Source organism: Nocardia sp. NPDC004573, from assembly GCF_053602135.1.
Window position 1 is genome coordinate 38,441 of sequence record NZ_JBSGDA010000013.1, and the last position, 25,042, is coordinate 63,482.

Consider the following 25,042-nt stretch of genomic DNA (forward strand, 5'->3'; position numbering starts at 1 on the left):
AACTAGTTGCATAGCGAGCGGGTTTACGCTTAGTCTGCAAGCGCGCGTACAGCTGCGGGCTGCCGCCTGCGGCGGAAACGAAGGAGCAGGTCAGATGACGGAACCCGGATCCAAGCCGCTAGCGGGACGAACGATGATCATGTCCGGCGGCAGCCGCGGCATCGGGCTGGAAATCGCCAAGCGGGCCGCGGCCGACGGCGCCAACATCACGCTGATCGCGAAGACCGACCAGCCGCATCCCAAGCTGCCGGGCACCATCCACACCGCCGCCGCGGAGCTCGAGCAGGCGGGCGGGCAGGTGCTGCCGTTCGTGGGCGACGTCCGCATCGACGAGTCGGTGGCCGAGGCGGTGCGCCAGACGGTCGAGCGTTTCGGCGGCATCGACATCGTGGTGAACAACGCCTCCGCGATCGACCTGTCCCCCACGGACGCACTGCCGATGAAGAAGTACGACCTGATGCAGGACATCAACTGCCGGGGCAGCTTCTTGCTGTCCAAGCTGAGCATCCCGCACCTGCGCGAATCGGCGAAGGCCGGGCGCAACCCGCACATCCTCACCCTGTCCCCGCCGCTGAATCTGGACCCGAAGTGGGCTGGCATGGCGCTGGGCTACACCATCGCCAAGTACGGCATGTCGCTGACCACGCTCGGGCTGGCCGAGGAACTCAAAGGCGACGGCATCGGCGTCAACTCGCTGTGGCCGCGCACCACCATCGCCACGGCGGCGGTCAAGAACCTGCTCGGCGGCGAGGAGATGGTCTCCACCTCCCGCACCCCCGACATCTACGCCGACGCCGCCTACCTGGTGCTCACCTCGCCCGGTAAGGAGACCAGCGGCAACTTCTTCATCGATGACGAGGTCCTCGCCGCCCACGGCATCACCGACCTGGACAAGTACCGCGTCACCCCGGGCGACGGCGAACTGACCACCGACCTGTTTCTCTGACGCTCGCTTCTGCGCCGAGATGTCCTATGTGAGAGGGCATTTCGCAGAAGACACCAGCGCCCCCGAGACCGGTCGGACACCGACCCGGCTTCGGGGGCGCTTCGGCCACCGCTCAGGAGCGAGGAGCGGCGGACCTGTCGATCCCGTACAACCGCTCCCAGTTCTCCCGGCTGGTCAATTCCGGCATGGCGGCGCGGTACTGCGCCTGCACGGCGGGCAGTTCCCGGCGCAAGCGACGCAGCACGCGCACCATCCGGCGCAGCAGTTGCAGCGCGCGAGCCTTGTCGCGCCTGCGCACCCGGACGCCGGACTGCGAGGCATCGGTGACCACCACGTGGTCGAACAGCGAGACATGCCACCAGTAGGCGTCTTCCCTGGTGACGCCGATGATGCCGTGCTGGGTGCGGCCCAGCCACTGAGTGATCGCGCGCTTGATCAGCACCAGCTTCGCGCGGCTGGGTTCGCCACCGGCACGGCGCAAGGTGATGTCCGCGGAGCGGACCGGCGGCGTCGCGGCCGGGTGCTTGATCGTCTCGGGATAGTCGGCGCGGCTGGTGCGCGCGGCGGCCAATGCTTCGATACCGCCGTCGCGCAGCACCTTCGGGCCCTTCAAGAAGTCCTCGATGCCCTGCAGGGTGGTGTGCACCAGGCCGTACTGCATCGCGACCAACTGCTCGGACATCTCCCGGAACAGCCTGCCCGCGATCTCCTTACCGTTCAGTTCCGTGTGCAGCGAGCCGACGATCAGCGAGTTGCGGGTGCTGAAGTAGCGCGCCCAATCGTCGTAGTCCTTCCAGTAGAAGTCCGCGTGCCAGACCGCGGCGTTGGGCAGCGTGACGGTGACGAACCCGTGCTCGCGCGCCCGGATGCCGTATTCGACGTCGTCCCACTGGAAGAAGATCGGGATCGGCAGGCCGATCTTCGCGACCACCTCGGCCGGGATCAGGCAGGTCCACCAGGCGTTGTAGCCGGCGTCCACCCGGCGCTCCTGGTTCTTCTTCAGCATGCTGGTGTTGCGCAGCGCCTTCGCCACCTTCTGGCCGTGCCGCAGCCGGTTCAGATGCACTTCCTCGGCGCCGACGTTGAGGTAGTCGGGGTTGAGCAGGAACAGCATCTGCGCGCCGACCAAGGTCGGCTCGACCGTCAGGTTGGCGAACGCATTGAGCCGCAACACCGTCTCCGGCTCGCACAAGATGTCGTCGTCCATCAGGATGACGTCGGCGTGCTCGTTGACCGCGGACACCTCGTAGAGCCCCCGGGTGAAGCCGCCGGCGCCGCCGAGATTCGGCTGGCGCAGATAACGCAACTTCTCGCCGAAGACCGGCACGACCTCTTGGTAGCGCGGCCGGTTCTCCACCAGATCGGTGCCCTGGTCGACCACGTACACCGCGTCGATCGCGGCGAGCACGGTGGGATCGGAGGACAGTGCGGCGACCGTCTCGGCGCAGTCCTCGGCACGGTTGAAGGTGCAGATCGCGATGGCGACCGGACGAACACGTTCCGGTGCGACGGCGGTCCAGCTCAGTTCCGCGATCCCCAGCGCGCCGCCGATGGCGTCGAACTCCAGCCACAGCGCGCCGCCGTCGACGTACTGGTCGAGCGGTGCGCTCAGCGTGACCGAACCGCTCGCGTCGACCCGCGCCGTATCGATGATCCTGCGGTGACCCGCGATGTCCGAGGCCACCAGCCGGATCTTGGCCTTGGCGACCACCTCGAGCATCATGGTGACCCGTACCTCGGTGACCGTGGTCCAGCGCTGCCAGTAGCTGGCGGCGAACCGGCCGAAGTAGGTGTTGGTGTGCGCGGTCGCGCCTTTGTCCAAACGCAGGGTCTGGCGTTCCCGGTGCGCGCCACCTTTCACGACGGCGTATAACTCGTCGCTCACCTTCGCCGACGGACCGGTGAAGATGCCGCGCTGGAGCACTAACCGGTCCGGCGCCCGATGGTCGGCACGCAGCGCGGCAGGCGCCTCAGCGGCCGTCGAGCGATCGTTTGTTTCGGTAACGGCCTCGATAGCCGACTGATCCATGAAATCCTCGAAATTCTCATTGTGCCGGACGGGACAGACACGCCCCTCGATGCCTGAACGGCGGGGGTGAGGATATCAACCGCCGTGTGCGGTTGCCCGCCGTACAGCCACGCCGACGTGTGCTCGAACCATTGCTAAACGTTCGCCGATTCGTTGTCGGTGGCGCTGTCGTCGCCCGCTCGCGCTCCGGTGAAGACGAATTTGTCGTAAGCCCAGTACCGGAAAACCACGGCCACGATCTGCCCGATCACCGTACCGGAGAGGTTGTCGGAGAGGGGGCTCGACAGCTCGAGCACGTAGCGGGAAAAGCCGAGACAGCCCAGTTGCAGGCCGATCGCCACCACGTTGAACACGGCGTACAGGAGGTACTCGCGGCCGGGATTGTCGGTCCGCTTGTGCGCGAATGTCCACCATTTGTTGCCGAAATAGGTCACGACCGTCGCCACCGCGATCGCGATGATCTTGGCCGGTAATGGGTAGTGATACAGCACGCCCTCGCCACCCCAGAAGACCAGGAGGTTGTACGTGCCCGCGTCGACCAGGAAGCCGATCGCGCCGACCACCAGGAAAGCCCCGCCTCTGCGCAGCGCGGTGAACACCTTGCGAACGACCGTTCCGGTCTGCTGCGTCACTGGCTCGCCCGCGGGCGCGGTGGACTCACTGGATGGCACGGCCCGACGGTACCGCAGGCGCGCAGAACCGTCCGCGAGGGGAAATTCCGCTCCCGCACGCGGTGAGGTCGGCCACGCGCCGGCTGTGAGTTCCCTGTACCCTCCCCGTGTTCCCACATTCACCGATCGCGAGGATTGACCCGGGTGGACTCCACCGAGCTCCGTATTGCCGCCGTGGTTCCGTGTCACAACGAAGAGGCGTCGGTCGCCAAGGTCGTGGCCGACCTGCAGGCCGCCGTGCCGGGAATCGTCGTCTACGTCTACGACAATCTGAGCACGGACAAGACGGCCGAGCGGGCCCGCGAAGCCGGAGCGATCGTCCGGCACGAGCACACCAAGGGCAAGGGCAACGTGGTGCGCCGCGCCTTCGCCGACATCGAGGCCGACGTGTACCTGATGATCGACGGTGACGACACCTATGAGGCGTCGGCCGCGCCGCTGATGATCAAGACGCTGCTGGACGGCCCCTACGACCACGTGCTCGGCGTGCGCAAGCAGGACGAGGGCGCCTCGGCCTACCGCGCGGGACACGAGACCGGCAACAAGGTGCTCAACGGCGTGGTCGGGAAGGTGTTCGGCGAGAACGTCGAGGACATGCTCTCCGGTTTCCGGGTGTTCTCCCGTCGCTTCGTGAAAAGCTTCCCCGCGGTGTCGCGTGAGTTCGAGATCGAGACCGAGCTCACCGTGCATTCCCTGCACCTGCGGGTGCCGCAGACCGCGGTGCCGGTCGGCTTCCGCGACCGCCCGGCGGGCAGTGAGAGCAAGCTGCGCACCTACCACGACGGATTCAAGATCCTCGCCCTGATCGTCGGCCTGGCCCGGCACGAACGACCGGTCGCGTTCTACGGCCTGTTCGGCACGCTGGCCTGGCTGGTCTCGATCGTCCTGACCATTCCGATCGTCGTCGAGTTCTACAACACCCACGCGGTGCCGCGCTTCCCGACGCTGTTCCTCGGTTTCACGCTGCTGTTGCTCGGCAGCCTCGCGTGGACCGCGGGCTTGATCCTCGACGGCATCCGGCGCTCTCGGCACGAGGCCGCGCGCCTGGTCTACCTGCGGTACACCGCGGTGGGCGCGGACGACCCGCGGACCACCGGCGACGGCGGAGCCCGGCGTTGACGACCTCGGCGGATCCGACCGCCACGCCGGACAAGGATGTGGAAGACCGCGCGGACACCGCCCCCCTACCCGCGACCGACACCGCGCCGCTCCCTGCGGTGGACGCCGAGGCGGCCACCGGCGCGGACAGGTCCGCGAAAGGGGTCGCGGGCCGACTGGTGACCCGGCTGGGCGGGGCGACCATCGCCTTCACTCTGCTGGCCACGATCTTCGGCGCGCTGTTCACCGTCCTCACCCCGCCGTTCTGGGGACATGACGAGATCACCCAGTTCGGTCGCGCCTACCAGGTCGCACACGGGGGCTTTCTGCCGCAGCGGATCCACGACGATCGCGGCATCGCCTACGGCGGCGACGTCCCGTCCAGCATCACGAAGCTGATGGGCTACGCGCTGCAGGACTACACGACCAACCCCGACGAGCCCGACCCCATGGTGGCCGATCCGGGCCGCTACGACCAGCTGACGAGCGCCGCGGTCTCCGACGCCACCGAACCGGTCTGGTTCACCAACACCGCCGCGTACTCGCCGGTCCCCTACCTCCCGGCCGCGATCGGCATCCGGCTCGGTGAACTCTTCGGCCTCGACGTGGGCGGCCTGCTCCTGCTCACCCGGCTCGCCGGACTGGTGGCCTATCTCTCGGTGGTCGGGTTCGGTCTGTACGCCTTGCGCGCGCACCGGGTGCAGTGGCTGGCGTTCACCGTCGCCGTGCTGCCGATCGCGGTGTTCCAGGCGGGCACGGTCACCGCCGACACCATGACCAACGCACTGGCCATCCTGGTCTCCGCGCTGCTGGTGAAGGCTGTGTTCCTCGGCGAGCGCCTGGGCCGGGCGGAGATCGCGGCGCTGCTGGCCGCGACGATCCTGCTGCCGGTGAGCAAGCCCACCTACGTGCTGCTCGCACTTCTGGTGGCCCTGGTGCCCGCGGACCGGTTCGGGTTCAGCGGCTGGCGGCGCGCGATCCCGCCTGCCTTCGCAGCGGCCGGTGGACTCGCCTTCGCGGCGTGGATGAAGATCGCCGCGCCGACCGGCGACGGGATGGGCTTGATGCGGCCGCCGCACCAGTGGCACTCGGTGCGTCCCGGCGATCAGCTCAGCGGCATTCTGCGCGATCCGCCGGAGTTCGCGCAGGTGTTCGGCGAGAGCATCGCGCTACGCGACCAGCGCTGGTTCAGTCAGTTCTTCGGCGAACTCGGCTTCGCCTACGTCGATGTGCCCGCGCTGTCGATGCTGGCCTGTCTGCTGGCGTTCGCGGTGAGCCTCGGCGTCGCCGAACGGATGACCGCCCCGGCCTTCCGCCGCACCCTGATCTTCGCGCTCACCATGGCCGCCAGCGTCGCCATGATCTACGTGACGCTCTACATGTCCTTCACGCCGGTCGACTACTACATCATCGACGGCGTGCAGGGCCGCTACTTCGTGCCGCTGGCGATCGTGACGCTCGCGGTGCTGCTGCGCTGGATGCCGCTGCGGCTCACCGACTCCGCCGGGAGGACCCCGACGGTCGGCCCGGCCGTCACCGTGCTGGTGGCGGCGAGTGTGGCCTTGGTCGCGGCGGCGGCGAAGTACTACACCATCGTGTGGGGTTGAGCGGTCGAGGAGTTCGGTCACGGCGCCCCGGGGCTTTCCCCGGGGCGCCGTTGCGTTTCAGTCGCTTGCCGCGCTGAGCGTCCGCTCTCCGGCCGCGTGGTAGGCGCGCTCGGTGCTGTCTTTGTATGGACGCCACCAGGATTCGTTGTCCCGATACCACTGGATGGTGGCGGCCAGGCCGGCGCGGAAGTCCGCGTAGCGGGGCTGCCAGCCGAGTTCGGAACGCAGCAACGTCGCGTCGATCGCGTAACGCTGGTCATGACCGGGGCGGTCGGTCACGTGGTCGAAATCGTCGGGATCGCGGCCGAACTCCGCGAGGATCATCCGCACCACGGACTTGTTGTCGAGCTGGCCGTCGGCGCCGATCAGGTAGGTCTGCCCGATCCGGCCGCGGCGCAGGATCTCCCACACGGCGCGATTGTGATCGTCGACGTGAATCCAGTCGCGCACCTGGTGCCCCGCCCCGTAGAGCCGGGGACGCACGCCATCGATCAAGTTGGTGATCTGGCGCGGAATGAATTTCTCCACGTGCTGGTACGGACCGTAATTGTTACTGCAGTTGGAGATGGTGGCGCGCACGCCGAACGAGCGGGTCCAAGCCCGCACCAGCAGGTCGCTGGAGGCCTTCGTGGCCGAGTACGGGCTGGACGGGTTGTACGGGGTGGTCTCGGTGAACGCCGGGTCGTCCGGCGTCAGATCGCCGTAGACCTCGTCGGTCGACACATGGTGGTAGCGCACGTCGTGCCTGCGCACAGCCTGCAGCAACGAATAGGTGCCGACGATATTGGTCTGCACGAACGGCCACGGCTCGGCGAGGGAGTTGTCGTTGTGCGACTCCGCGGCGAAGTGCACCACCGCGTCCACGCCGCCGACCAGCCGGTCGACCAGGTCGAAGTCGGCGACGTCACCGTGCACGAAGTCGACGCGGTCGGACACCGGATCGAGCGAGGCCCGGTTCCCCGCGTAGGTCAGGGCATCGAGGACGACGACGGTCGTATCCGGATGGTCGGACACGGTCTGCAGGACGAAGTTCGCGCCGATGAACCCGGCGCCGCCGGTGACGAGCAATCGCACCCCCTGACTGTACGTGGCGCCGCGGCGCACCGGCGACGGACTCGAATCCGCTGCGACCGAGGCTCACTCCAGGTTTTTGATCTGTGACCTTCGTCTCATTGACTTCCCAATGAAAAGAACTCTGGGATTGGTTTCTCTCGGAAAAGCCCGGTCAGCGCCCACATTTCCGCGACCCCACCGAGCCGTGGGTCGCAGTGGTGAACAAAATTTGAATAAACAGTCACAACGGGTTCACCACGCGTTAGCTGGTCTAGATTTTGCTCGTCTAGTCCCCTCCGAACGTTCCAATCGAGGTTCGAAACAAAATGCTGATGAGGAAATTCGCCGCGACGTCGGCACTGCTGATCGCCGCTCTCGGCGTCACCGCCGGCACCGTGAACGCGGCTCCGGCCTCCGAGGCCGATGGCGCGGTGAACTTCACCGCCCACGCGACCGACACCCAGTCCATCATCACGACCGATGCCGGTTCCATGGTCGTCGAGGATGGCACCTTCAAGGTCAAGGCCGCCAACGGTGACGTGCTCACCGGCATGCCGCTGACCTTCCGGGTGGACGACTTCGAGTTCCCGATCGCTGCCGAGATCGCGGACCGTACCGCCACCCTGACCCCGCAGTTCGACATGGCGCACGCGACCTACAAGCCGGTCGCCCTCCCCTTCGAGGACAAGGCGCCGTGGAAGACCGAGTACGACCGTGAGCAGGCCGCCTTCAACCGCATGAAGGACACCATCTCGACCGGCGCCACCATCGGCACCCTGGTCGGCGGCCTCAGCGGCGCGGCGGTCGGTTGCGTGCTCGGCGGCATCGCCGGCGCGACCGTCGCCTCGGCGGCCATCATCGGCCTGTTCGGCGCGTTCATCCCGGCCGCGGCCATCGGCTGCCTCGGCGGCATCATCGCCGTCGGCGCGCTCGGCACCCTCGCGGGCCAGCTGCTGGTCACCGCTCCGGTCGCGATCGGTGCTGCGATCCAGTACTTCAGCACCATCAACCAGCCGTTCAACGCCCCCGCGAAGTAATCCAGCGGCCGAACGCGCAAATCGAACAACGCCGAAGCCCCGCCCGCGCGCAAGCGCGGGCGGGGCTTCGGTTATTCCGGGAGCGGACGGCAAGGTGAACGATTACCGAACAAAATGCAAAATGCGAAGATCACAAACTCGTGACCTGGCCTATCAAGGACAGATAACTTCGGTTCGGAAATAGTCCGGAGGCCGTGCGAAAACCCTGCGGCCGCGAGCTGCCCACACACAGACGCGAGCCCCGTCCCGTCTGGTACGGGGCGGGGCTCGCCTGGGCAGGGCCCGACCGGTTACGCCGTCCGAGCCCGCTGGTCCTCGGCTATACAGGCCCGCACGAACCGCGAGACCCGCGCCAGCGCCGCCCTGCTCTCCGGCAGGTTCGGCGCGATGCTCATGAAGGCGTGGACCTGGCCGCGCCACAGTTCCAGCGCGTTCGGCACGCCTGCCGCCGAGAGCCGCTGCGCCATCAGTTCGGAGTCGAAGCGCAGCACCTCGTCCTCGGCGGCGACCAACAGCACGGGCGGCAGCGCGGACAGCACCGCGTTGACCGGCGACAGCGCCGGATCGAGCACGCCGTCGACCTCCGCGCCGATGCGCACCACCGCTTCCAGCGCCGACAACGGGATATACGGATCCCGCGCGACGTTCACATAGTCCCGCTTCGCCCCGTAGTCCAGGTCCAGCAGCGGGCTCAAGCCGACCAACCCGGCAGGCACGGGCAAGCCGGACTCCACGGCCAGCAGCGCGGTCGCGAAAGTCAGGTAGCCACCCGCCGAGTCACCCGCGAAGATGATCCGCGCCGGATCGGCGCCATGGCGCAGCAGCCAGCGGTAGGCGGCCAGGCAGTCCTGGACCGAATCGGTGATCCGCGTGCCGGGCAGTTGGCGGTACTCGACATTGATCACGGGCAGGCCGGTGCGACGAGCCAGGCTCGCGGCGATCGGGCGGTGACTGCGGGTGCTGCAGATCGCGAAGCCGCCGCCGTGCATGTAGAGCACCGCGCCGTGGCGCAGCGCACGCGCCGCACCGGCCGGGCGGATGATCTCCAGGCGGAGACGATGCAGTGACACCTGCTCCCGATCGATGCCTTGCGGACGGGGACGCAACCGTGCCAGCCCGTCGACGGTGGCGGCGCCGACCGGAATGGTCGCCTTGGTCACGGGGAAGGTTCGCAGCACCGGCCGCACCACGCCCATACAGGTGGCAAGCAGCAGGCGCGATTGCGCGCTGGGGCCCTTCGGATTCATCACCACGCCGGGCTCGCCGTCTCTGGTCGCCATCGCGCACCTACCTCACAACTGGCGCGCCGAATCACGACCGGACCGAGGTCGCCCAGGCGAGCTGTCGGCGCTGACATCTCACGCAGTGTCTTTTCAGAACACCATGCGCATCGTGACCTACGCAACAGAATCGCTCCAACCCCGCCGCGGCGAAACAGCCGTGACCGAATCGAGGGCTACTCGGAACCTCATCGAATCCCGGAGCCGAGAAACTGGCAGACTCCAGGCATGCGCGGAATCATTCTGGCGGGCGGCACCGGCTCCCGGTTGCACCCGATCACGCGCGGGGTGAGCAAGCAGCTGGTCCCGGTCTACGACAAACCCATGGTCTACTACCCCCTTTCCACGCTGATGCTCGCGGGGATCAGGGACATCCTGGTGATCACGACGCCCGAGGACGCCGCGGCGTTCCGGCGGCTGCTCGGCGACGGCACGCAGTTCGGGCTGTCCCTCGACTACGTGGTCCAGCCCGAGCCGGACGGCCTGGCCAGGGCCTTCGTCCTGGGCGCCGATCACATCGGCGGCGATTGCGCCGCACTGGTGCTCGGCGACAACATCTTTCACGGCCCCGGTCTCGGCACCAGCCTCAATCGCTTCCACGGGATCGACGGCGGCGCGGTGTTCGCGTACTGGGTCTCCGACCCGACCGCCTACGGCGTGGTGGAGTTCACCGAAGGACGCGCGGTGTCCATCGAGGAGAAGCCCAAGGTTCCCCGCTCGAACTACGCCATTCCGGGGCTGTACTTCTACGACAACGACGTGGTGGAGATCGCCCGGTCGCTGCGGCCGTCCGCACGCGGCGAATACGAGATCACCGACATCAATCGCGCCTATCTGGAACAGGATCGGCTGAGCGTGGACGTGCTCGCCCGCGGCACCGCGTGGCTGGACACCGGTACCTTCGATTCCCTGCTCGACGCGGCCAATTACGTGCGCACCATCGAGGAGCGGCAGGGCCTCAAGATCGGCGTTCCCGAGGAGGTGGCTTGGCGGATGGGCTTCATCGACGACGAGCAGCTGCGCCGGCTCGCCGAACCGATGGTCCGCTCGGGGTACGGCCGCTATCTGCTCGATCTGCTCGACCGCGGACGGGACTGGTGAGCATGGAGTTCCGGGAGCTCGCGGTGCCGGGCGCGTGGGTGGTCACCCCGCGCCAGCACGGCGACGATCGCGGCATGTTCCTCGAGGGGTTCAAGGCCTCGGAGTTCGAGAAGGCGACCGGGCGACCGTTCGACCTGCGGCAGGTCAACTGCTCGGTGTCGGCCGCCGGGGTGCTGCGCGGCATCCACTACACCGAGGACCCACCGGGCCAGGCCAAATACGTGACCTGCGTGCGCGGCGCGTTCCTCGACGTGGTGGTCGACCTGCGTCCCGGCTCACCGACCTACGGGCGCTGGGACAGTGTGCTGCTCGACGACGTCGACCGGCGCTCGGTGTTCCTGTCCGAGGGTCTGGGCCACGCGATCCTCTCCCTGGAGGACGGATCGACGGTCACCTACCTGTGCTCTCTGGAGTACCAGCCGGAGTTCGACCACGACATCGACGCGTTCGATCCCACGCTGGGCATCGAGTGGCCGCGGCTGGGGCGCGACGGCAAGGAACTCACCTTCGTCCGTTCCGCGAAAGACACTGCGGCTCCGCCGTTCTCCTGATCGGAGCAGAGCCGCCGGGCAATACCCCCGGACCGGGTGACGAGGACACAGCGCGACGCGGTCCGCACGAGCCCGCGCCGGGCGAGCGACGGCGGCGCAGCCCGCGTGAGGGCGTCACCGCACCCAGGCCTTTCGACGATGACGAGCGAGGCGGCAGCACGAGGACGCACCTGGACATCCAGCCCGCGGCGGGCAGAGCGAAGGCGACGCAGCGGAAGAAGTCGATAGCCAGGGCGGACTTCGTGCCGGGCTGAGCGAAGGCAGGGCAGCCATACGAAGTGACCTGGGCCGGGCCGACTCCCGGCCGAGTAAGGATTGACCGGACCACGTACGGCCTCGCGCCGCCACCCGGTGCGGGTGACGGCGCGAGGCGGACGGTGCGGCGGTCAGCCGACGAGTTCCAATTCTTTCGGCGCTTCCGCCACCCGCTCCTGGCCGCGGAACCGCGGCACGAAAGCCAGCAAGGCGACCAGCGCGCCGACGATGGACACGCCCGCGGCGAATTCCAGACCAGGGCGGTAGGTGTCGAGCATTCCCGCGGCGGAGATGTCGGCGTGCGCGCCGGAGGAGATGATCGCCGTGGTCACCGCGAGCACGATGGCCGCGCCGACCTGCATGGACGTCTGCAGCACGCCTGCGGCGAGGCCCTGCTCGTCGTCATCGATACCGTTGGTGGCCTGAATGTTGATGGCCGGGAAGCCGACCCACCCGATGCCGATGAGCAGCACGGCGGGCAGCAGCATCGTCAGGTAGGAGGGGGCGGTATCCAGCCGCAGGAACAGCAGGTATCCGATGGCCATCACGACCATGGTCACCGCGATCACCGGCCCGGTGCCGAAGCGATCCACCAACTTGTCGGAGAAGAAGGCCGACAGCACCACCAGCAGACCGACCGGCAGCAGCGCCATGGCCAGCTGCAGCGGAGACCAGCCGAGAGTGTCCTGCATGTAGAGCGTGACGATGAACTGCCAGCTGAAGTAGGAACCCGCCACCGCGACGATCGCGAGACTGGCGCGGACCAGCGAGGTCTTGCGCAGGATGCCCAGACGCACCAACGGGTAGCGCACCCGCTTCTCCGTCGCGACGAACCCGGCGAACAGCGCGACGACCGCGAGGAACGAGCCGATGGTGCGCGCCGAGGCCCAGCCGGCTTCCGGCGCGGCCACCACGGTGTAGACCAGCAGCAGCATGGCGGCGGTGGACAGCAACGCTCCCAGCAGATCGTGTCCGCCTTCCTCGGCGGGCTTGTCCTTGGGCACCAGCACGAACGCGGCGGCCAGCGCGGCGAGCGCGATCGGCACCGGGAGCAGGAATGTCCAGCGCCAGCCCACACCGGTCATCAGGCCGCCGAACAACAGGCCCATGGAGTAGCCGCCCGCGCCGAACACCGTGTAGATGGACAGCGCCTTGTTCCTGGCCGGGCCCTCGGCGAAGTTGGTGGTGATGATGGACAGGCCGGTCGGCGCGGTGAACGCGGCAGCGAGGCCCTTGACGAAGCGGGTGAGGATCAACAGCGGACCCGAGCTGACCAGGCCACCGGCCAACGAGGCGACCGCGAAGACCGCGAGCGCGATCAGGAAGACCTTGCGCCGCCCGAGCAGGTCGGCGGTGCGGCCGCCGAGCAGCAGCAGACCGCCGTAGCCGAGCACGTAGCCGCTGACCAGCCATTGCAGGGTGGAGGTGGACAGATCGAGTTCCGCGCCGATGGACGGCAACGCGACACCGATCATCGACACGTCGAGACCGTCGAGGAACAACACGATGCAGAGCGTGATCAGCATGCCCCAAAGCCGGGCTGACCATCTGGTCGGATCGGTCGCCTGAGCGGCCGAGAGCGTTGCTGGTGAAGTCATGCGAGGGACATTACATGCGCGTGCATTAAATGCCAACACATTTAATGCGATTGCATAGATGTCCCGGGCCCACTAAGATGGGGCCATGTCGAAGCCGACCACCGTCAGCACATCCCGGCGCGCCCTCGCGCCGGCCGGGCTGGTCGGCGAGTGGCGCGAGCTGCTCGACCGGCACGCGGCGGTGAGTTGCGCGCTCGAGAAAGCGCTCCAGAACGGTCACGGGATCGGGCTCAGCGAATTCGAGACGCTGGACCGGCTGGTCGACGCGAACTGCGGCGACTACCGCATGAGCGATCTGGCCAACGACATCTACCTCAGCCAGAGCGCGCTCTCGCGAGCCGTGGCGCGGCTGGAGCGCGACGGCCTGGTGCAGCGCACCATGTGCGCGGAAGACCGCCGCGCCGTGTTCGTCTGCCTCACCGAGAAGGGCCGTTCGGTCTACGAGCAAGCCTTGCCCACTCACCGCGCGGTACTGAGCGACACCTGGGACCTGCCCGGGCCGCCGAGGTGCTGATCAGCGCCGGATAGGTGTCCCGGTCAGAGCGATTTCCGGACTTCCTCGATGCGCACGCGCGGATCGACCGCCGCCGCCTCGATGCTCGCGAATGCGGTTCGGAATCGCGCGATCTCGGGCTCCTTGTCCACGTAGACCGGTCCCGTGAACGCCTCCAGGTAGACCACCGGCGGTTCGGGCGGCTCACCGGAACGCACATCCGGGAACTCCAGCAGAACGAACCGACCCGAGGTCATGCCGTCGTGATAGCCGCAATCCCCGGGCACCAACCGGATCCGGACGTTGGGCAACTCGACCATCCGCAGCAGGTGATCGAGTTGCCCGGCGGCCACCTCCGGATCACCGATGCGTCGGCGCAGCACCGCCTCATCGATCAGCGCGTCCAGCTCCAGCGGCGCGTTCGGGCGGGTGACCAGCGCCTGCCTGGCTTGACGCAGGCGCACCCTGCGGTCGATTTCGTCGGCGGACAGCTCCGGGTGGGCCGCCGCGCACACCGCCCGGGTGTAGCCCTCGGTTTGCAGCAGCCCTGGGACCAGCTCGTTCTCGTAGGTGAGCAGCCGGCAGGCCGCTTCTTCCAGCCCGATGTAGACGTCGAAGCCCTCCTGGATCACGTCGCCGTAGGCGGTCCACCAGCCCTTGGCCTTCGTGTCGCGCGCCAAGGCGCGCAGCGGTTCGAGCAGGTCGGGCGGCGCGCCGTAGACCTTGCACATCGCCTCGACATCGAGACCACGCAGCGAGGTCTGACCGGTCTCGATCCGCCAGATCTTCGCCTCCGACCACTCCAGCTGCTGCGCGGCCACCCGAGTGGTCATCCCGGCCCGGTTGCGTAGGTCACGCAAGTGCCTGCCGAGCTGCCGTCGCGGCATGGTCGATCCAGTCGTTCCTTGCGGTAAAGCCATGCTTCCCCCCTGTTTCACCGTGCACCGCCCCGCGAATCGTGTCCGTCAGCGGTCCGGAGCGCCAATCCCGGACACCCGAGGTGGATGTGCCGGGTATCCGAACAGCATTGTTCACAGCGAAACTCGCAGCGGTCACGGCGCGTGTCTCAGCCAAGCCGATGGCTACTGCGAGTCAAACCACTTCCGCACGTTGCGTTTTCGCTTCTACCTGCGCGGGTTGCGCTTGCGAGAACGCCAGAACTGGACCGCGCGAACGTCTTCGGACAGCTGGTTGACCGGCTCGGCCACGTCCGACAACGCCTGGAACAGGTCGTCGGCCAGCTCACTGATGTGCTCCACCCTTGTCGCCAGCCGCGAGGCGTTGACCAGGAACTCGAGCATCAGACGTACGGCGGCCGCGATGGTCAGGCCGAGCGGGACGCCCAGCAACGCGGCGAGCACTCCGAGTACCGCGGACACCCGCCATGCCGAGACCGTCAGCGTGATGGGCACAGCGACGGCGAAGACCAACCCCAGGATGTAGGCCAGCGGCAAGAGCGTGCGGGTGGCCGGGCGATGGAACTGCACGTCGACCAAGGCACGCGCGGCCGCGGCGCTCCACTGCGCGAAGGCACGCGGACTGCGGAACGGCTCGGCGGGCTGTTCTTCGTCGGAGGCGGCCCCGGCGAAGCGCTCGGCCGCCGGTTCCTTCCAGGTGAGCCGGCGCGACTGGGCCTCGTACTCCCCCGGGTCCGCCACCGCGCGGTCCGGGTCCGCGCCGGTGCTGTGGGATTCGTCACTCATGCCGGGTCCTCCTCCGCATGCGCGGGCCCTCCGTGGTCACGCCGGCCGCCGCCGCGCCCGACGCTCATGCCGTGTGTCGGCATGAACGGAGACCCTGCGTGGTCACGCTGCGCTGCCGCCTGCGGGCCTGACCGCTCATGCTGTGTGCGTTGCGGCATGAGCGAGGACCCTGCGTGGTCACGCTGCGCTGCCGCCTCCGGGCCTGACCGCTCATGCCGAGGATCCTTCCTGCCCGAGGCGAGCGAATCCAGCCGGAAACGCGGGCCACCGGTATGTTCTCGCACCCGCGACCCCCTTAGGGGCCATCCACAGCGACCTCACAGCTCCGGCGCAGCCAGTGGACAGGTCCGGGACCGAAAGTGGCTGCGTGGCAACCATGGCGAGCCACCTCGGGGTGCCCGGCGATACACGGATGAACCCCTCGGAAATGAGACGTAGGCGACACTCCGGAAATTTTCTGGGATAACGCGTAACGCTCGAGGCAGCGCCCGCCGATACGACCCATGAATGCAGGACCCAGAGATCTACCGGGGAATGGAGAAGACAGTGCGCACCACGTTTCCGACTTCCGTCCAGGCGGCCGAGCTGACCGCCGCTGCGCAGGAGTACGACCAGCGCGGGTGGACGGTCGCCGAAACGGCCAACGGTCTGAGCCTGGTCACCGACGACGACCTGTCCGGCATCGAGGTCACCGGCGAACTGGCCGGCGAGGTCCGCCGCTTCCTGCGCGCGAACAACCTGTCCGGCGCGGTGATCGAGATTCCCGGCCCGGAACGTCGCGAGATCCACCTGGTCACCGGCGTCCGCAAGGCCGCGATGGCGCTGCAGGCGTTGCGCGAGGCCGGAGCCACCGTGTACACCGACGGCGCGGGCATCCCGCTGCCGCCCACCCAGCTCTCGGCCGGTTCGGCCTGCTGGGGCGTCGCTCCCGCCGAGGCCCGCTGGGTGCCGCCGGTCGTCGCGATCGCCGCGGCCGTGCGCGCCGCCACCACGTCGCGTCGCGCCAAGCTGACCATCGCCTGCTGAACACCCTGATCCAGTTCACCTGCTGATCGCAGGCCGGGGCCGCGCTACCCGGCCTGTTTGCGACCGGTATCCGTCCCGGTGCTCCGGCTCCCCACCCCGGAGCGCCACCGGGTACCGGTCGTTCGGCATTGCTGATCGCGAGCGCGCGGATGTCGAGCGTTCTCTTTTCAGTTTCACGACCGGACGCCAAGATGGGGTATGGCCCCGATCACCCAATCGCGCAATCTGCTGCGGACCTGCCCACTGTGTGAGGCGGTCTGCGGCCTGGAAATCACCCTGGATCCAGACGACCACGTGACCTCCGTCCGCGGCGACCGCGAGGATCCCTTCAGCAAAGGCTTCATCTGCCCCAAGGGGGCTAGCTTCGGCCATCTCGACGAGGACCCGGACCGGGTCACCGAACCGCTGATCCGTGATCGCGCGACCGATACCTGGCGCACCGCGACCTGGGACGAAGCTTTCGACTACATCGCCGAGCGGTTTCCCGCCGTCGTGGCCGCGCACGGGAACCAGTCGGCCGCCGCCTACTTGGGCAATCCCAACGCCCACACCGTGGCGGGCACACTGTACGTGCCCATCCTGCTGCGAGCATTGGGCACCAGGAACATCTATTCGGCCAGCACCGCGGATCAGATGCCCAAGCAGGTGGCCAGTGGGCTGATGTTCGGTGACCCGCTGACCGTGCCGGTGCCCGACCTGGACCGCACCGATTATCTGCTGATGCTCGGTGCGAACCCGCTGGAGTCGAACGGATCGCTGTGCACCGCACCCGATTTTCCGGGCCGATTGAAGGCGCTACGGAGCAGGGGCGGTCGCTTCGTAGTGGTCGATCCCCGGGTCACGCGCACCGCGAAGCTGGCCGACGAGCACCTGTTCATCCGGCCGGGCAGCGATGCCTACCTGCTGTTCGGCATCGTGCACACGCTTTTCGCCGAGCAGTTGACCGACCTGCGCGTCGAGGTGACCGGGCTGGAGGAATTGCGCACGGCCGCCGCCGCGTTCGACCCGGAAACGGTCGCGGCCCGCACGGGCGTCCCGGCGTCCACGATCGTGCGGCTCGCCCGCGAGCTCGCGGCGGCCCCGACCGCGGCGGTGTACGCCCGCATCGGCACCTGCACCGCCGAATTCGGCACGATCACCCAGTGGCTCGTCGAGGCGATCAACGCGCTGACCGGAAACCTCGACTCCCCCGGCGGCGCGATGTTCGCCACCGCCGCGGCCGGCGGCATCCCGCGTACCAAGCCGTTCCGCACGGGGCGGTGGGCCAGCCGGGTTCGCGAACTGCCCGAGGCGATGGGCGAACTGCCCGTCGCGACGCTCGCCGACGAGATCGTCACACCGGGGCAAGGCCAGATCCGCGCGCTGATCACAGTCGCCGGGAACCCGGTGCTGTCCGCGCCGAGCGGGGCGCGCCTGGACGAAGCGTTCGCCCGGCTCGACTTCATGGTGAGCGTGGACCGCTATGTGAACGAGACCACCAGGCACGCGGACGTCATCTTGCCGCCGCCGCGCCCGACCCAGTCTGCGCACTACGATTTCGCGCTGTTGCAGTTCGCCGTGCGCAACTACGCCCGCTACTCGCGGCCGCTGGTGCCGCTGGGTGACCGGCCGTCGGAGCCTGCCGTGCTGGCGCGTCTGGCCGCCGCGCTGACCGGCAGGCCGCACCGCGGCTCGGATGGTATCGATGCGCTCACCGCTGTGGATGAATTCGTGATCGCGGGCCTGCTGCAGAAGGCCGGGCTCGCGGAACGGCGCGGCGACCTGATCGGGGAGACCAGCACCGAGCAGCGCATCGACCTGATGCTGCGCCTCGGGCCGCACGGCGAATGGAACGGCGGCACACTCAACTTGCAAGTGCTGCTGGACAACCCGCACGGGGTCGACCTCGGCCCACTGCAACCGCGCCTGCCGGGCGTGCTGCGCACGGCGACCGGACGAGTGGACCTGGCCCCGCAGCCACTGCTCGACGACGTGGCAAGGATGCGGGCGCGTCTGTCCGATGCCGCGCCGGAGATGGTCTTGATCGGGCGGCGACAGCTGCGGTCCAACAACAGCTGGATGCACAACATCGCGACGCTGGTGAGCGGATCGAATCGCTGCACCCTGCACATCAATCCGGCCGACGTGGCGCGACTCGGGCTCGGCGACCGAGCGGTGGTGAAGTCGGCAGCCGGGACGCTGACGGTCCCGCTGGAGCCGACCGAGGCCATCATGCCCGGAGTGGTGAGCCTGCCGCACGGCTGGGGCCATGTCGACAGCACGCAGGCCGTGGCCCGTGAGCACGCGGGCGTCAACGCCAATGTGCTCACCGATGATTCGGTGGTCGACGCGCCCTCCGGCAATGCCGTGTTCAACGGGGTTCCGGTCACCCTGATCCCCGCCTGAGGGCACCGCACATCAATTGGCAAATCCCGACCGGCCGGAAATAATCCCGGCCGGTCGGCTCTTAGCTAATCTATGTAATTCCTTGCGCGGCATGAGAATCGTGGGCATCATCTACGTGGATTTCGACGTTTTACCGTGCGCTTCTCATCTAAAATTGGCGCGATCTCGGTGCGACCGCGGTTCAACGTCGAGCCTGGTGGACCCCGGATTCCGGCGACCAGAGGGGGCGGCGATGCCCGGCACACAAAACGGCAGCGACGGTGAGCGTGAGCTGCAGGAACGGTGCGGAACACAAGATCGAGCCCAGCGCTTCTACGACGATCAGGTGCTCGATAGGCTCAATCCGACGATGATCGAATTCATCGGCCGGATGGATATGGCATTCATCGCAACGGCGGACAAACGCGGCGAATGCGACTCGACTTTCCGGGCCGGGTCACCCGGTTTTCTGCACGTCATCGATGAGCGCAGGATCGCGTACCCGGAATATCGTGGCAACGGCGTGATGGCCAGTCTGGGCAACATCCTGGAGAACCCGCACGTCGGGATCCTGCTCATCGATTTCGTGCGGGACCTCATCGGACTGCACATCAACGGTTCGGCACACATCGTCTCCGACCCCGCCCTCCGCAGCGTCGTGCCCGACCTGCCCGTCAACCACAAGGGCCGCGCCGCCGAACACTGGGTGGTGGTCGACGTGGAAGAGGCGTACATCCACTGCCGCAAGCACATCCCGCACCTGGTGCCCGCCCCGCGCGAACAGCGCGAGTGGGGCACCGACAACGTCCGCGCCAAGGGCGGCGACTACTTCGGCGCGAAGGCGGAGAAGACCGAACTGGCCGGTTCGCTGTTCACCGGTTCTTGAGAGTCGGTATCCGCCCAGCCCGCCCAGCATCAGCCGCTCCTCCTGCGAGCGCGGGCGCGGAGCGGGACCGTGAGGCCACCAGTCGCCCAGTTCGACCAGACCGGGTTCGACCAGTTCCAGACCGTCGAACAAGGAGCCGATCCGTCCCCGTGCGGAACCAGCCCGAACCCAGCCCGTGGACGAAGCGGTTCTCGAGTTCGCGGGCGAACCGATGGGCGACGGGATTGTCGGCCGGGTCCAGGTAGTGGTCGAGCGCGATATGTGAACTGGGCGGCAGGATCTCGGTGTACTCGCGGACGATCCGGGCGGGGTCGAGTTCCTCGGGCACATGGTGCACGACACTGGACAGGATGACCGCGAGCGGCCGATCTCGCTCGAGGTACTCGGCGACCTCGGAGGGGACGTTTCGCGGTCGCGCGCTGTAGTCATGGACGCGCAGCCCACCCTTTCGCGACCGATGCGACGCTCCAGCACCGCCATGGCGATGAAGTAGTTCGCCATGAACCACAGGACGGCGACCCGGCGACGACGCTCGCGACCATCACCCGCGCACCTCGAACGGCTGTCCATAAGGACGGGGTTGAACCGGACGGATTGCCCCGTCGTGACGGACGGCGAGTTGAACCGGCCCTGGCGAATCCACCCGATACCTGGTCGCGACAGCTGCTCACGCCGGCTCCTCACCCACTCCCGGTGCTGGGAGCCCACGGCACAGGTTGGGGTGGGAGGCTGGATCCCGGAATTCGACGGTCGGCAGAAGGGTGGCTTGATGGAAATCGATTTGCCCGAGGGGACAGCCGATCCCACGCCCTCCCCCTCCCCCGGACCGTCACCTACTCCGCCCAAGCCGAAGCCCAAGGGCTGGCAGGTGCCGCTCGAACCGCCACCTCGAGTATCGAAGGCGCTGGCCGACTACATAATCGCTGCCCGATCTGTCTTCCAGGATCTGGCCGACACACTGGGCACCCCGAAGTACGCGGTACCCCCGCCCAAAAGCCCGCCCGTGGCTCCGCCCTCGCTACCGTCCAACGAGACCACCAGACTGACCGGGTTCGCCGCCGCGACATATTCGACCTTCCAGGGTCGCCTGCAAGGTCATTCGGCGGCGTGGCACGGCACCGACGGCACCGCGCTCACCACCGCCCAACAAGCCGCCACCATAGGTGCAACGGCCCTGCAACAAATCAAGGATCTGGTCTATCGATTGCAGGACACATTGAACGCGGCCAACCTCGATCGGGCGGTGCCCGCCTCCTACACCGAACGTCCGTCCACCGGCAGTCTCGCGTCGTATGCCGAATACAAGCTCGCCATCACCATCGAGCGAACGCTCCAGCAAGCCATAGAAGTCTTCAGTCGCGCGCAGATGGATTTGGGCGTCGAGGTGGCGCTCACGCCGCTCGTGCCAGTCATTCCGCTTGTTCCCGAGGGGATGGTGCCGCCCGGGCCCGTCCCCATGCCCCAGCCACAGCCGTATTCGCGGGATCCGGGCGTGATGGAGGTATGAACTGGTAACGCGATCGAAGTGCGATCAGCTCCATACAGCCCGGTGCGTCCGCGCCGATGTCGCGAGTGGCACACCCCCGGGGCATCGCGTCGGGTTCGCCGCAGCCATGTGCCACTCGTCACCGCTGGAGTGCGAGAGTCACCGGGCAGACGAGGTCGGTCAATGCCACCGATGCACGGCTGCCAGTCGCCTGACCTCGGCTTCGATCGAGTCCCTGGACATGACGTCGTGCAACCAGCGATCAACGAGCGTCGGCAACTGACGCATCGTCGCGGCAGCGGGCGAGTCCTCGTCGTACTCCGCCATCGGGGTAGGCCAACGTTCGGCTCCCACGATCGGGTGCACGAGATCCTCTGATATCCGGCTTGCGAAGATTGCGGCACGAAGCGTGAGAGCAGTCTCTCTCGGGATCGGATTATCGGCGATACGGACCATGAATTCGGTCGCCTGCGCGGGAAGAACTGGGCGGCCTGGCGCCGATGATGAGGCCAACCGCGCCAATTCACCGCTTACCGATTTCGGGAGCACTCGTTCTCCCGCCCAGCAGCCCTCCCGAATGAATCGGCCGTAGAGCATTACAGGAACAGTGAAGCTGTCGAACGTTCCGTCATCGAGATGGGCCCCGCTCAACCGAAGCAGCAGTCCATCCACGAAGTCGCGTTCGATCGGCGACTGCCTGCGAAAATCGTCGACGGCGGTGAGCGGTATATGGCCCGCCATCGCCCACCCCCACACGATCTCTCGATCGGTGCCGATCACCGCCCACAGCCGATCGATGACCGCCACTCATCCTTGACCACGTGCGCAACCTCTCCAGTCGTAGTGATCCCGGCTGGCCGCTCGAAATCGACGACGCGCTCGGATCCGAACTCACCTGCTGAACGCGACGTCGTCATCAGATCCGTCGTACCGCTACAGCTCGCCACCGCTGCGCGGCATGGGTCGGATTCGTGCGAGGTCAGCGGATCTTGAAGATCACCAAGCGCTGGACGACGAAGTTGATGACGGTGGCCGTGCCCTGGGCGATGACGAAGGCCAGGGGCTGGCGCCACCACTCGCCGGGGAGGGTGAAGTAGAGCAGGTTGTTGATGCCGACCTGCACCGCGAAAGTCACCGCGTAGAGCGCGACGACCGCCAGGAAGCGGAGGCGGCTGGGTGCGGCCTGGAAGGTCCAGCGGCGATTGATCAGGTAGGCGGTCGTGGTGCCCGCCACGAAGCCGATGGACTTGGCGACGCCGACCGGGAGACCGACCAGGTTGAGCAGCAGGCTGTAGAGCCCGTAGTCGACGACGGCCGAGAACCCGCCGGTGAGGGTGAACCGGATGATCTGAGTCTTGAGGTCGACCTCAGTGCCGCCTGGCTCGTCGACCAGGGGCAACTCCGCCGGAAGCGGCAGATGGGGTTCGGCTTGCACGCCGACGAGCGTAGCGTCGAATCGGCGAACGCAGTGATTCGGTTCTAAACCGACGAGTTCGTCACTACCCAGGGGTAGAGCGACCCCGCTCCCATCTGCCGTCATACCTGTAGCCTCTATGCCGATGTCCACGAAAGCTCCGACCGCCACCAAGACAACCGGGAACGACAAAGGCGCCGGCGTCGCGAACGACGGCCCGGCCGCGGGCAGCGCGTTCACTCTTCCGACGCGCACCCGTACGTTGACCGGGTGGGGTCGCACCGCACCCACCTCTTCCGAAGTGCTCTCGACCAGCGATCCCGAACTGATCGCCAAGGCAGTCGCCATGGTCGCCGAGGACAACGACGGCAAGCCCGCCCACCTGCGGCGCGGCGTGATCGCCCGCGGCCTCGGCCGCTCCTACGGCGACCACGCGCAGAACGCGGGCGGCCTGGTCGTCGACATGACCGCGCTGAACAACATCCACCGCATCGACCGCGACACCCGCATCGTGGACGTGGACGGCGGGGTCAGCCTGGACCAGCTCATGAAGGCCGCGCTGCCGTTCGGGCTCTGGGTCCCGGTGCTGCCCGGCACCCGCCAGGTGACCATCGGCGGCGCGATCGCCTCCGACATCCACGGCAAGAACCATCACAGCGAGGGCAGCTTCGGCAACCACGTGCGCTCGATCGATCTGCTCACCGCCGACGGGCAGGTGCAGCACATCACGCCGAAGCGCAACGCCAAGCTGTTCTGGGCGACTGTCGGCGGCAACGGGCTCACCGGCATCATCCTGCGCGCGACCATCGAGATGGTGCCCACCGAGACCGCCTACTTCCTCAACGACGGCGTGAAGACCACGACGCTCGACGAGACCATCGCCGCGCACAGCGACGGCAGCGAGGCGAACTACACCTATTCGAGCGCCTGGTTCGACGTGATCAGCCCGCTGCCCAAGCTGGGCCGGGCCACCATCACCCGGGGCAGGCTGGCCAAGCTCGACGAGCTGCCCAAGCGGCTGCGCAACAAGCCGCTGAAGTTCGACGCGCCGCAGCTGATGACCGTCCCGGACATCTTCCCGAACTGGACGATGAACAAGCTCACGCTGATGTCCATCGGCGAGGCGTACTACCGGATGGGCGGCAACTACACCGGCAAGGTGCAGAACCTGACGCAGTTCTATCACCCGCTGGACATGATCGCGGAGTGGAACCGCGGCTACGGCTCCAACGGCTTCCTCCAGTACCAGTTCGTGGTGCCCACCGAGGCGGTGGAGGAATTCAAGCGGATCATCGTCGACATCCAGGCGTCCGGGCACTACTCGGCGCTGAACGTGTTCAAGCTGTTCGGCCCGGGCAACCAGGCGCCGCTGAGCTTCCCGATGCCGGGCTGGAACATCTGCGTCGACTTCCCGATCAAGCCGGGCCTCAACGAGCTGGTCGGCGAGCTGGACCGGCGGGTGCTCGAGTTCGGTGGGCGGTTGTACACCGCGAAGGACTCGCGGACCACCGCCGAGACCTTTCACAAGATGTATCCCCGGATCGACGAGTGGATCAAGGTCCGTCGTAGCGTCGATCCCACAGGCGTATTCATGTCCGATATGGCGAGAAGGCTGGAGCTGCAGTGATCAATGCCGTTGGCAACCCCCAGTCGATTCTGCTGCTGGGAGGCACCTCGGAGATCGGCTTGGCGATCTGCGCGGAGTACCTGAAGAAGGGCCCCGCGCGCGTCACCCTCGCGGCATTGCCCGGTGACCCGTTGCGCGAGGGCGCGGTCGCCCAGATGAAGGCGGCGGGCGCGAGCCAGGTCGACGTCATCGACTTCGACGCGCTCGACACCGAGAGCCACCCCAAGGTCATCGACGCCGCCTGGGACGCGGGCGACGTGGACGTCGCGATCGTCGCCTTCGCCCTCGACGGCGATCCCGAGGAGCTGTGGCAGAACCAGGGCAAGGCGGTGCGGGTCGCCCAGATCAACTACACCGCCGCGGTCTCCGTCGGCGTGCTGGTCGGCGAGAAGATGAAGGCGCAGGGCTTCGGGCGGATCATCGCGATGTCCTCGGTCGCCGGTGAGCGGGTGCGGCGCTCGAACTTCGTCTACGGGTCGACCAAGGCGGGTCTGGACGGGTTCTACCTCGGGCTCGGCGAAGCGCTGCGGCCGCACGGCCCGCGCGTGCTGGTGATCCGGCCCGGCATGGTGCGCACCCAGTTCTCGGCGCACGTCAAAGAGGCTCCGCTCACTGTCGACAAGGAAGACGTCGCCGCGCTGGCGGTCGCGGCCTCGCAGCGGGGGAAGGAACTGGTCTGGGCGCCGGGAGCCTTCCGCTACGTGATGATGGTGCTGCGGCACGTCCCGCGCGCCATCTTCCGCAGACTGCCGATCTGACTTCGGCGAACGAGCTCGGTGCCCGCGTGATCGGTGATCGCGCGGGCACCTATCGTCTG

The 25,042-nt window shown here is 67.5% G+C and carries 23 protein-coding genes; 13 read left to right on the forward strand and 10 right to left on the reverse strand.

Translation table 11 applies throughout. The annotated features are described in order from the left end of the window. Positions 1-94: 94 nt before the first annotated feature. On the forward strand, positions 95-946 hold the full coding sequence (locus ACWEKR_RS20830) for an SDR family oxidoreductase (protein ID WP_159844676.1): 852 nt from the start codon (positions 95-97) through the stop codon (positions 944-946). A gap of 112 nt (positions 947-1,058) precedes the next feature. Here ACWEKR_RS20830 and ACWEKR_RS20835 read toward each other — a convergent pair whose 3' ends face one another. Together ACWEKR_RS20835 and ACWEKR_RS20840 are read right to left on the reverse strand one after the other, a co-directional pair. After that, positions 1,059-2,975 (reverse strand): glycosyltransferase, encoded by a 1,917-nt coding sequence (locus ACWEKR_RS20835; protein ID WP_452355868.1) that lies wholly within the window; start codon positions 2,973-2,975, stop codon positions 1,059-1,061. A gap of 134 nt (positions 2,976-3,109) precedes the next feature. Continuing rightward, positions 3,110-3,646 carry a GtrA family protein gene (locus ACWEKR_RS20840; RefSeq protein ID WP_452355869.1) on the reverse strand — a complete coding sequence of 179 codons (537 nt, stop codon included), beginning with the start codon at positions 3,644-3,646 and terminating at the stop codon, positions 3,110-3,112. Positions 3,647-3,790: 144 nt separating this feature from the next. On the opposite strand from ACWEKR_RS20840, the gene ACWEKR_RS20845 reads away from it, so the two are divergent. After that, positions 3,791-4,765, forward strand: a complete 975-nt coding sequence (locus ACWEKR_RS20845) for a glycosyltransferase (protein WP_159844685.1) — start codon at positions 3,791-3,793, stop codon at positions 4,763-4,765. Then, on the forward strand, positions 4,762-6,351 hold the full coding sequence (locus ACWEKR_RS20850) for a DUF2142 domain-containing protein (RefSeq protein WP_452355870.1): 1,590 nt from the start codon (positions 4,762-4,764) through the stop codon (positions 6,349-6,351). The genes ACWEKR_RS20845 and ACWEKR_RS20850 overlap by 4 nt, the downstream gene beginning before the upstream one ends. Positions 6,352-6,408: 57 nt before the next feature. On the opposite strand, the gene rfbB is transcribed toward ACWEKR_RS20850, so the two are convergent. Then, the gene (rfbB, locus tag ACWEKR_RS20855; protein WP_452355871.1) at positions 6,409-7,425 is read right to left on the reverse strand and encodes a dTDP-glucose 4,6-dehydratase; all 1,017 of its coding nucleotides are present in this window, start codon (positions 7,423-7,425) and stop codon (positions 6,409-6,411) included. A gap of 305 nt (positions 7,426-7,730) precedes the next feature. Between rfbB and ACWEKR_RS20860 the strand changes: the two genes are divergently transcribed. Further along, entirely contained in the window at positions 7,731-8,441 is a 711-nt protein-coding gene (locus ACWEKR_RS20860; protein WP_452355872.1) for a hypothetical protein, read from the forward strand. 290 nt (positions 8,442-8,731) lie between these two features. Here the strand turns inward: ACWEKR_RS20860 and ACWEKR_RS20865 are convergent, their stop codons facing one another. Further along, positions 8,732-9,721: an alpha/beta hydrolase gene (locus tag ACWEKR_RS20865; RefSeq protein WP_452355873.1), complete on the reverse strand. Its 990-nt coding sequence runs from the start codon at positions 9,719-9,721 to the stop codon at positions 8,732-8,734. A gap of 228 nt (positions 9,722-9,949) precedes the next feature. Here ACWEKR_RS20865 and rfbA point away from each other — a divergent pair, with 228 nt between their 5' ends. Together rfbA and ACWEKR_RS20875 are read left to right on the forward strand one after the other, a co-directional pair. Continuing rightward, positions 9,950-10,822: a glucose-1-phosphate thymidylyltransferase RfbA gene (gene rfbA / locus ACWEKR_RS20870; RefSeq protein ID WP_159844696.1), complete on the forward strand. Its 873-nt coding sequence runs from the start codon at positions 9,950-9,952 to the stop codon at positions 10,820-10,822. 2 nt (positions 10,823-10,824) lie between these two features. Beyond that, on the forward strand, positions 10,825-11,373 hold the full coding sequence (locus ACWEKR_RS20875; RefSeq protein ID WP_159844862.1) for a dTDP-4-dehydrorhamnose 3,5-epimerase family protein: 549 nt from the start codon (positions 10,825-10,827) through the stop codon (positions 11,371-11,373). Between the two features lie 386 nt (positions 11,374-11,759). Here ACWEKR_RS20875 and ACWEKR_RS20880 read toward each other — a convergent pair whose 3' ends face one another. Beyond that, positions 11,760-13,226: an MFS transporter gene (locus tag ACWEKR_RS20880; protein ID WP_452355874.1), complete on the reverse strand. Its 1,467-nt coding sequence runs from the start codon at positions 13,224-13,226 to the stop codon at positions 11,760-11,762. Positions 13,227-13,311: 85 nt separating this feature from the next. Here ACWEKR_RS20880 and ACWEKR_RS20885 point away from each other — a divergent pair, with 85 nt between their 5' ends. After that, on the forward strand, positions 13,312-13,740 hold the full coding sequence (locus tag ACWEKR_RS20885; RefSeq protein WP_159844702.1) for a MarR family winged helix-turn-helix transcriptional regulator: 429 nt from the start codon (positions 13,312-13,314) through the stop codon (positions 13,738-13,740). Positions 13,741-13,763: 23 nt separating this feature from the next. Here ACWEKR_RS20885 and ACWEKR_RS20890 read toward each other — a convergent pair whose 3' ends face one another. Together ACWEKR_RS20890 and ACWEKR_RS20895 are read right to left on the reverse strand one after the other, a co-directional pair. Beyond that, positions 13,764-14,606, reverse strand: coding sequence for a helix-turn-helix domain-containing protein (locus ACWEKR_RS20890; protein WP_452355875.1), 843 nt, complete (start codon positions 14,604-14,606; stop codon positions 13,764-13,766). A gap of 237 nt (positions 14,607-14,843) precedes the next feature. Then, the gene (locus tag ACWEKR_RS20895) at positions 14,844-15,422 is read right to left on the reverse strand and encodes a DUF4282 domain-containing protein (protein ID WP_452355876.1); all 579 of its coding nucleotides are present in this window, start codon (positions 15,420-15,422) and stop codon (positions 14,844-14,846) included. A gap of 507 nt (positions 15,423-15,929) precedes the next feature. Here ACWEKR_RS20895 and ACWEKR_RS20900 point away from each other — a divergent pair. The 3 genes from ACWEKR_RS20900 to ACWEKR_RS20910 all read left to right on the forward strand — a co-directional run bounded on the left by ACWEKR_RS20900 (position 15,930) and on the right by ACWEKR_RS20910 (position 19,698). After that, positions 15,930-16,448: a hypothetical protein gene (locus ACWEKR_RS20900; protein ID WP_236567061.1), complete on the forward strand. Its 519-nt coding sequence runs from the start codon at positions 15,930-15,932 to the stop codon at positions 16,446-16,448. A 198-nt stretch (positions 16,449-16,646) separates the two neighbouring features. Then, entirely contained in the window at positions 16,647-18,833 is a 2,187-nt protein-coding gene (locus tag ACWEKR_RS20905) for a molybdopterin-dependent oxidoreductase (RefSeq protein ID WP_452355877.1), read from the forward strand. Positions 18,834-19,065: 232 nt separating this feature from the next. Continuing rightward, positions 19,066-19,698 carry a pyridoxamine 5'-phosphate oxidase family protein gene (locus ACWEKR_RS20910; RefSeq protein ID WP_452355976.1) on the forward strand — a complete coding sequence of 211 codons (633 nt, stop codon included), beginning with the start codon at positions 19,066-19,068 and terminating at the stop codon, positions 19,696-19,698. On the opposite strand, the gene ACWEKR_RS20915 is transcribed toward ACWEKR_RS20910, so the two are convergent. After that, the gene (locus ACWEKR_RS20915; protein WP_452355878.1) at positions 19,685-20,206 is read right to left on the reverse strand and encodes an SAM-dependent methyltransferase; all 522 of its coding nucleotides are present in this window, start codon (positions 20,204-20,206) and stop codon (positions 19,685-19,687) included. The two genes, ACWEKR_RS20910 and ACWEKR_RS20915, sit on opposite strands and share 14 nt — an antisense overlap. A gap of 261 nt (positions 20,207-20,467) precedes the next feature. Between ACWEKR_RS20915 and ACWEKR_RS20920 the strand changes: the two genes are divergently transcribed. Then, positions 20,468-21,205: a hypothetical protein gene (locus ACWEKR_RS20920; RefSeq protein ID WP_452355879.1), complete on the forward strand. Its 738-nt coding sequence runs from the start codon at positions 20,468-20,470 to the stop codon at positions 21,203-21,205. Between the two features lie 159 nt (positions 21,206-21,364). Here ACWEKR_RS20920 and ACWEKR_RS20925 read toward each other — a convergent pair whose 3' ends face one another. Together ACWEKR_RS20925 and ACWEKR_RS20930 are read right to left on the reverse strand one after the other, a co-directional pair. Further along, on the reverse strand, positions 21,365-21,991 hold the full coding sequence (locus ACWEKR_RS20925) for a hypothetical protein (RefSeq protein WP_452355880.1): 627 nt from the start codon (positions 21,989-21,991) through the stop codon (positions 21,365-21,367). Between the two features lie 172 nt (positions 21,992-22,163). Beyond that, positions 22,164-22,619, reverse strand: coding sequence for a GtrA family protein (locus tag ACWEKR_RS20930; RefSeq protein WP_236567062.1), 456 nt, complete (start codon positions 22,617-22,619; stop codon positions 22,164-22,166). 118 nt (positions 22,620-22,737) lie between these two features. Here ACWEKR_RS20930 and ACWEKR_RS20935 point away from each other — a divergent pair, with 118 nt between their 5' ends. Beyond that, positions 22,738-24,225: an FAD-binding oxidoreductase gene (locus ACWEKR_RS20935; protein WP_236567063.1), complete on the forward strand. Its 1,488-nt coding sequence runs from the start codon at positions 22,738-22,740 to the stop codon at positions 24,223-24,225. After that, positions 24,222-24,983, forward strand: a complete 762-nt coding sequence (locus ACWEKR_RS20940; protein WP_159844725.1) for a decaprenylphospho-beta-D-erythro-pentofuranosid-2-ulose 2-reductase — start codon at positions 24,222-24,224, stop codon at positions 24,981-24,983. Before ACWEKR_RS20935 ends, ACWEKR_RS20940 begins: the two co-directional genes overlap by 4 nt. The last annotated feature ends 59 nt before the right edge of the window (positions 24,984-25,042 follow it).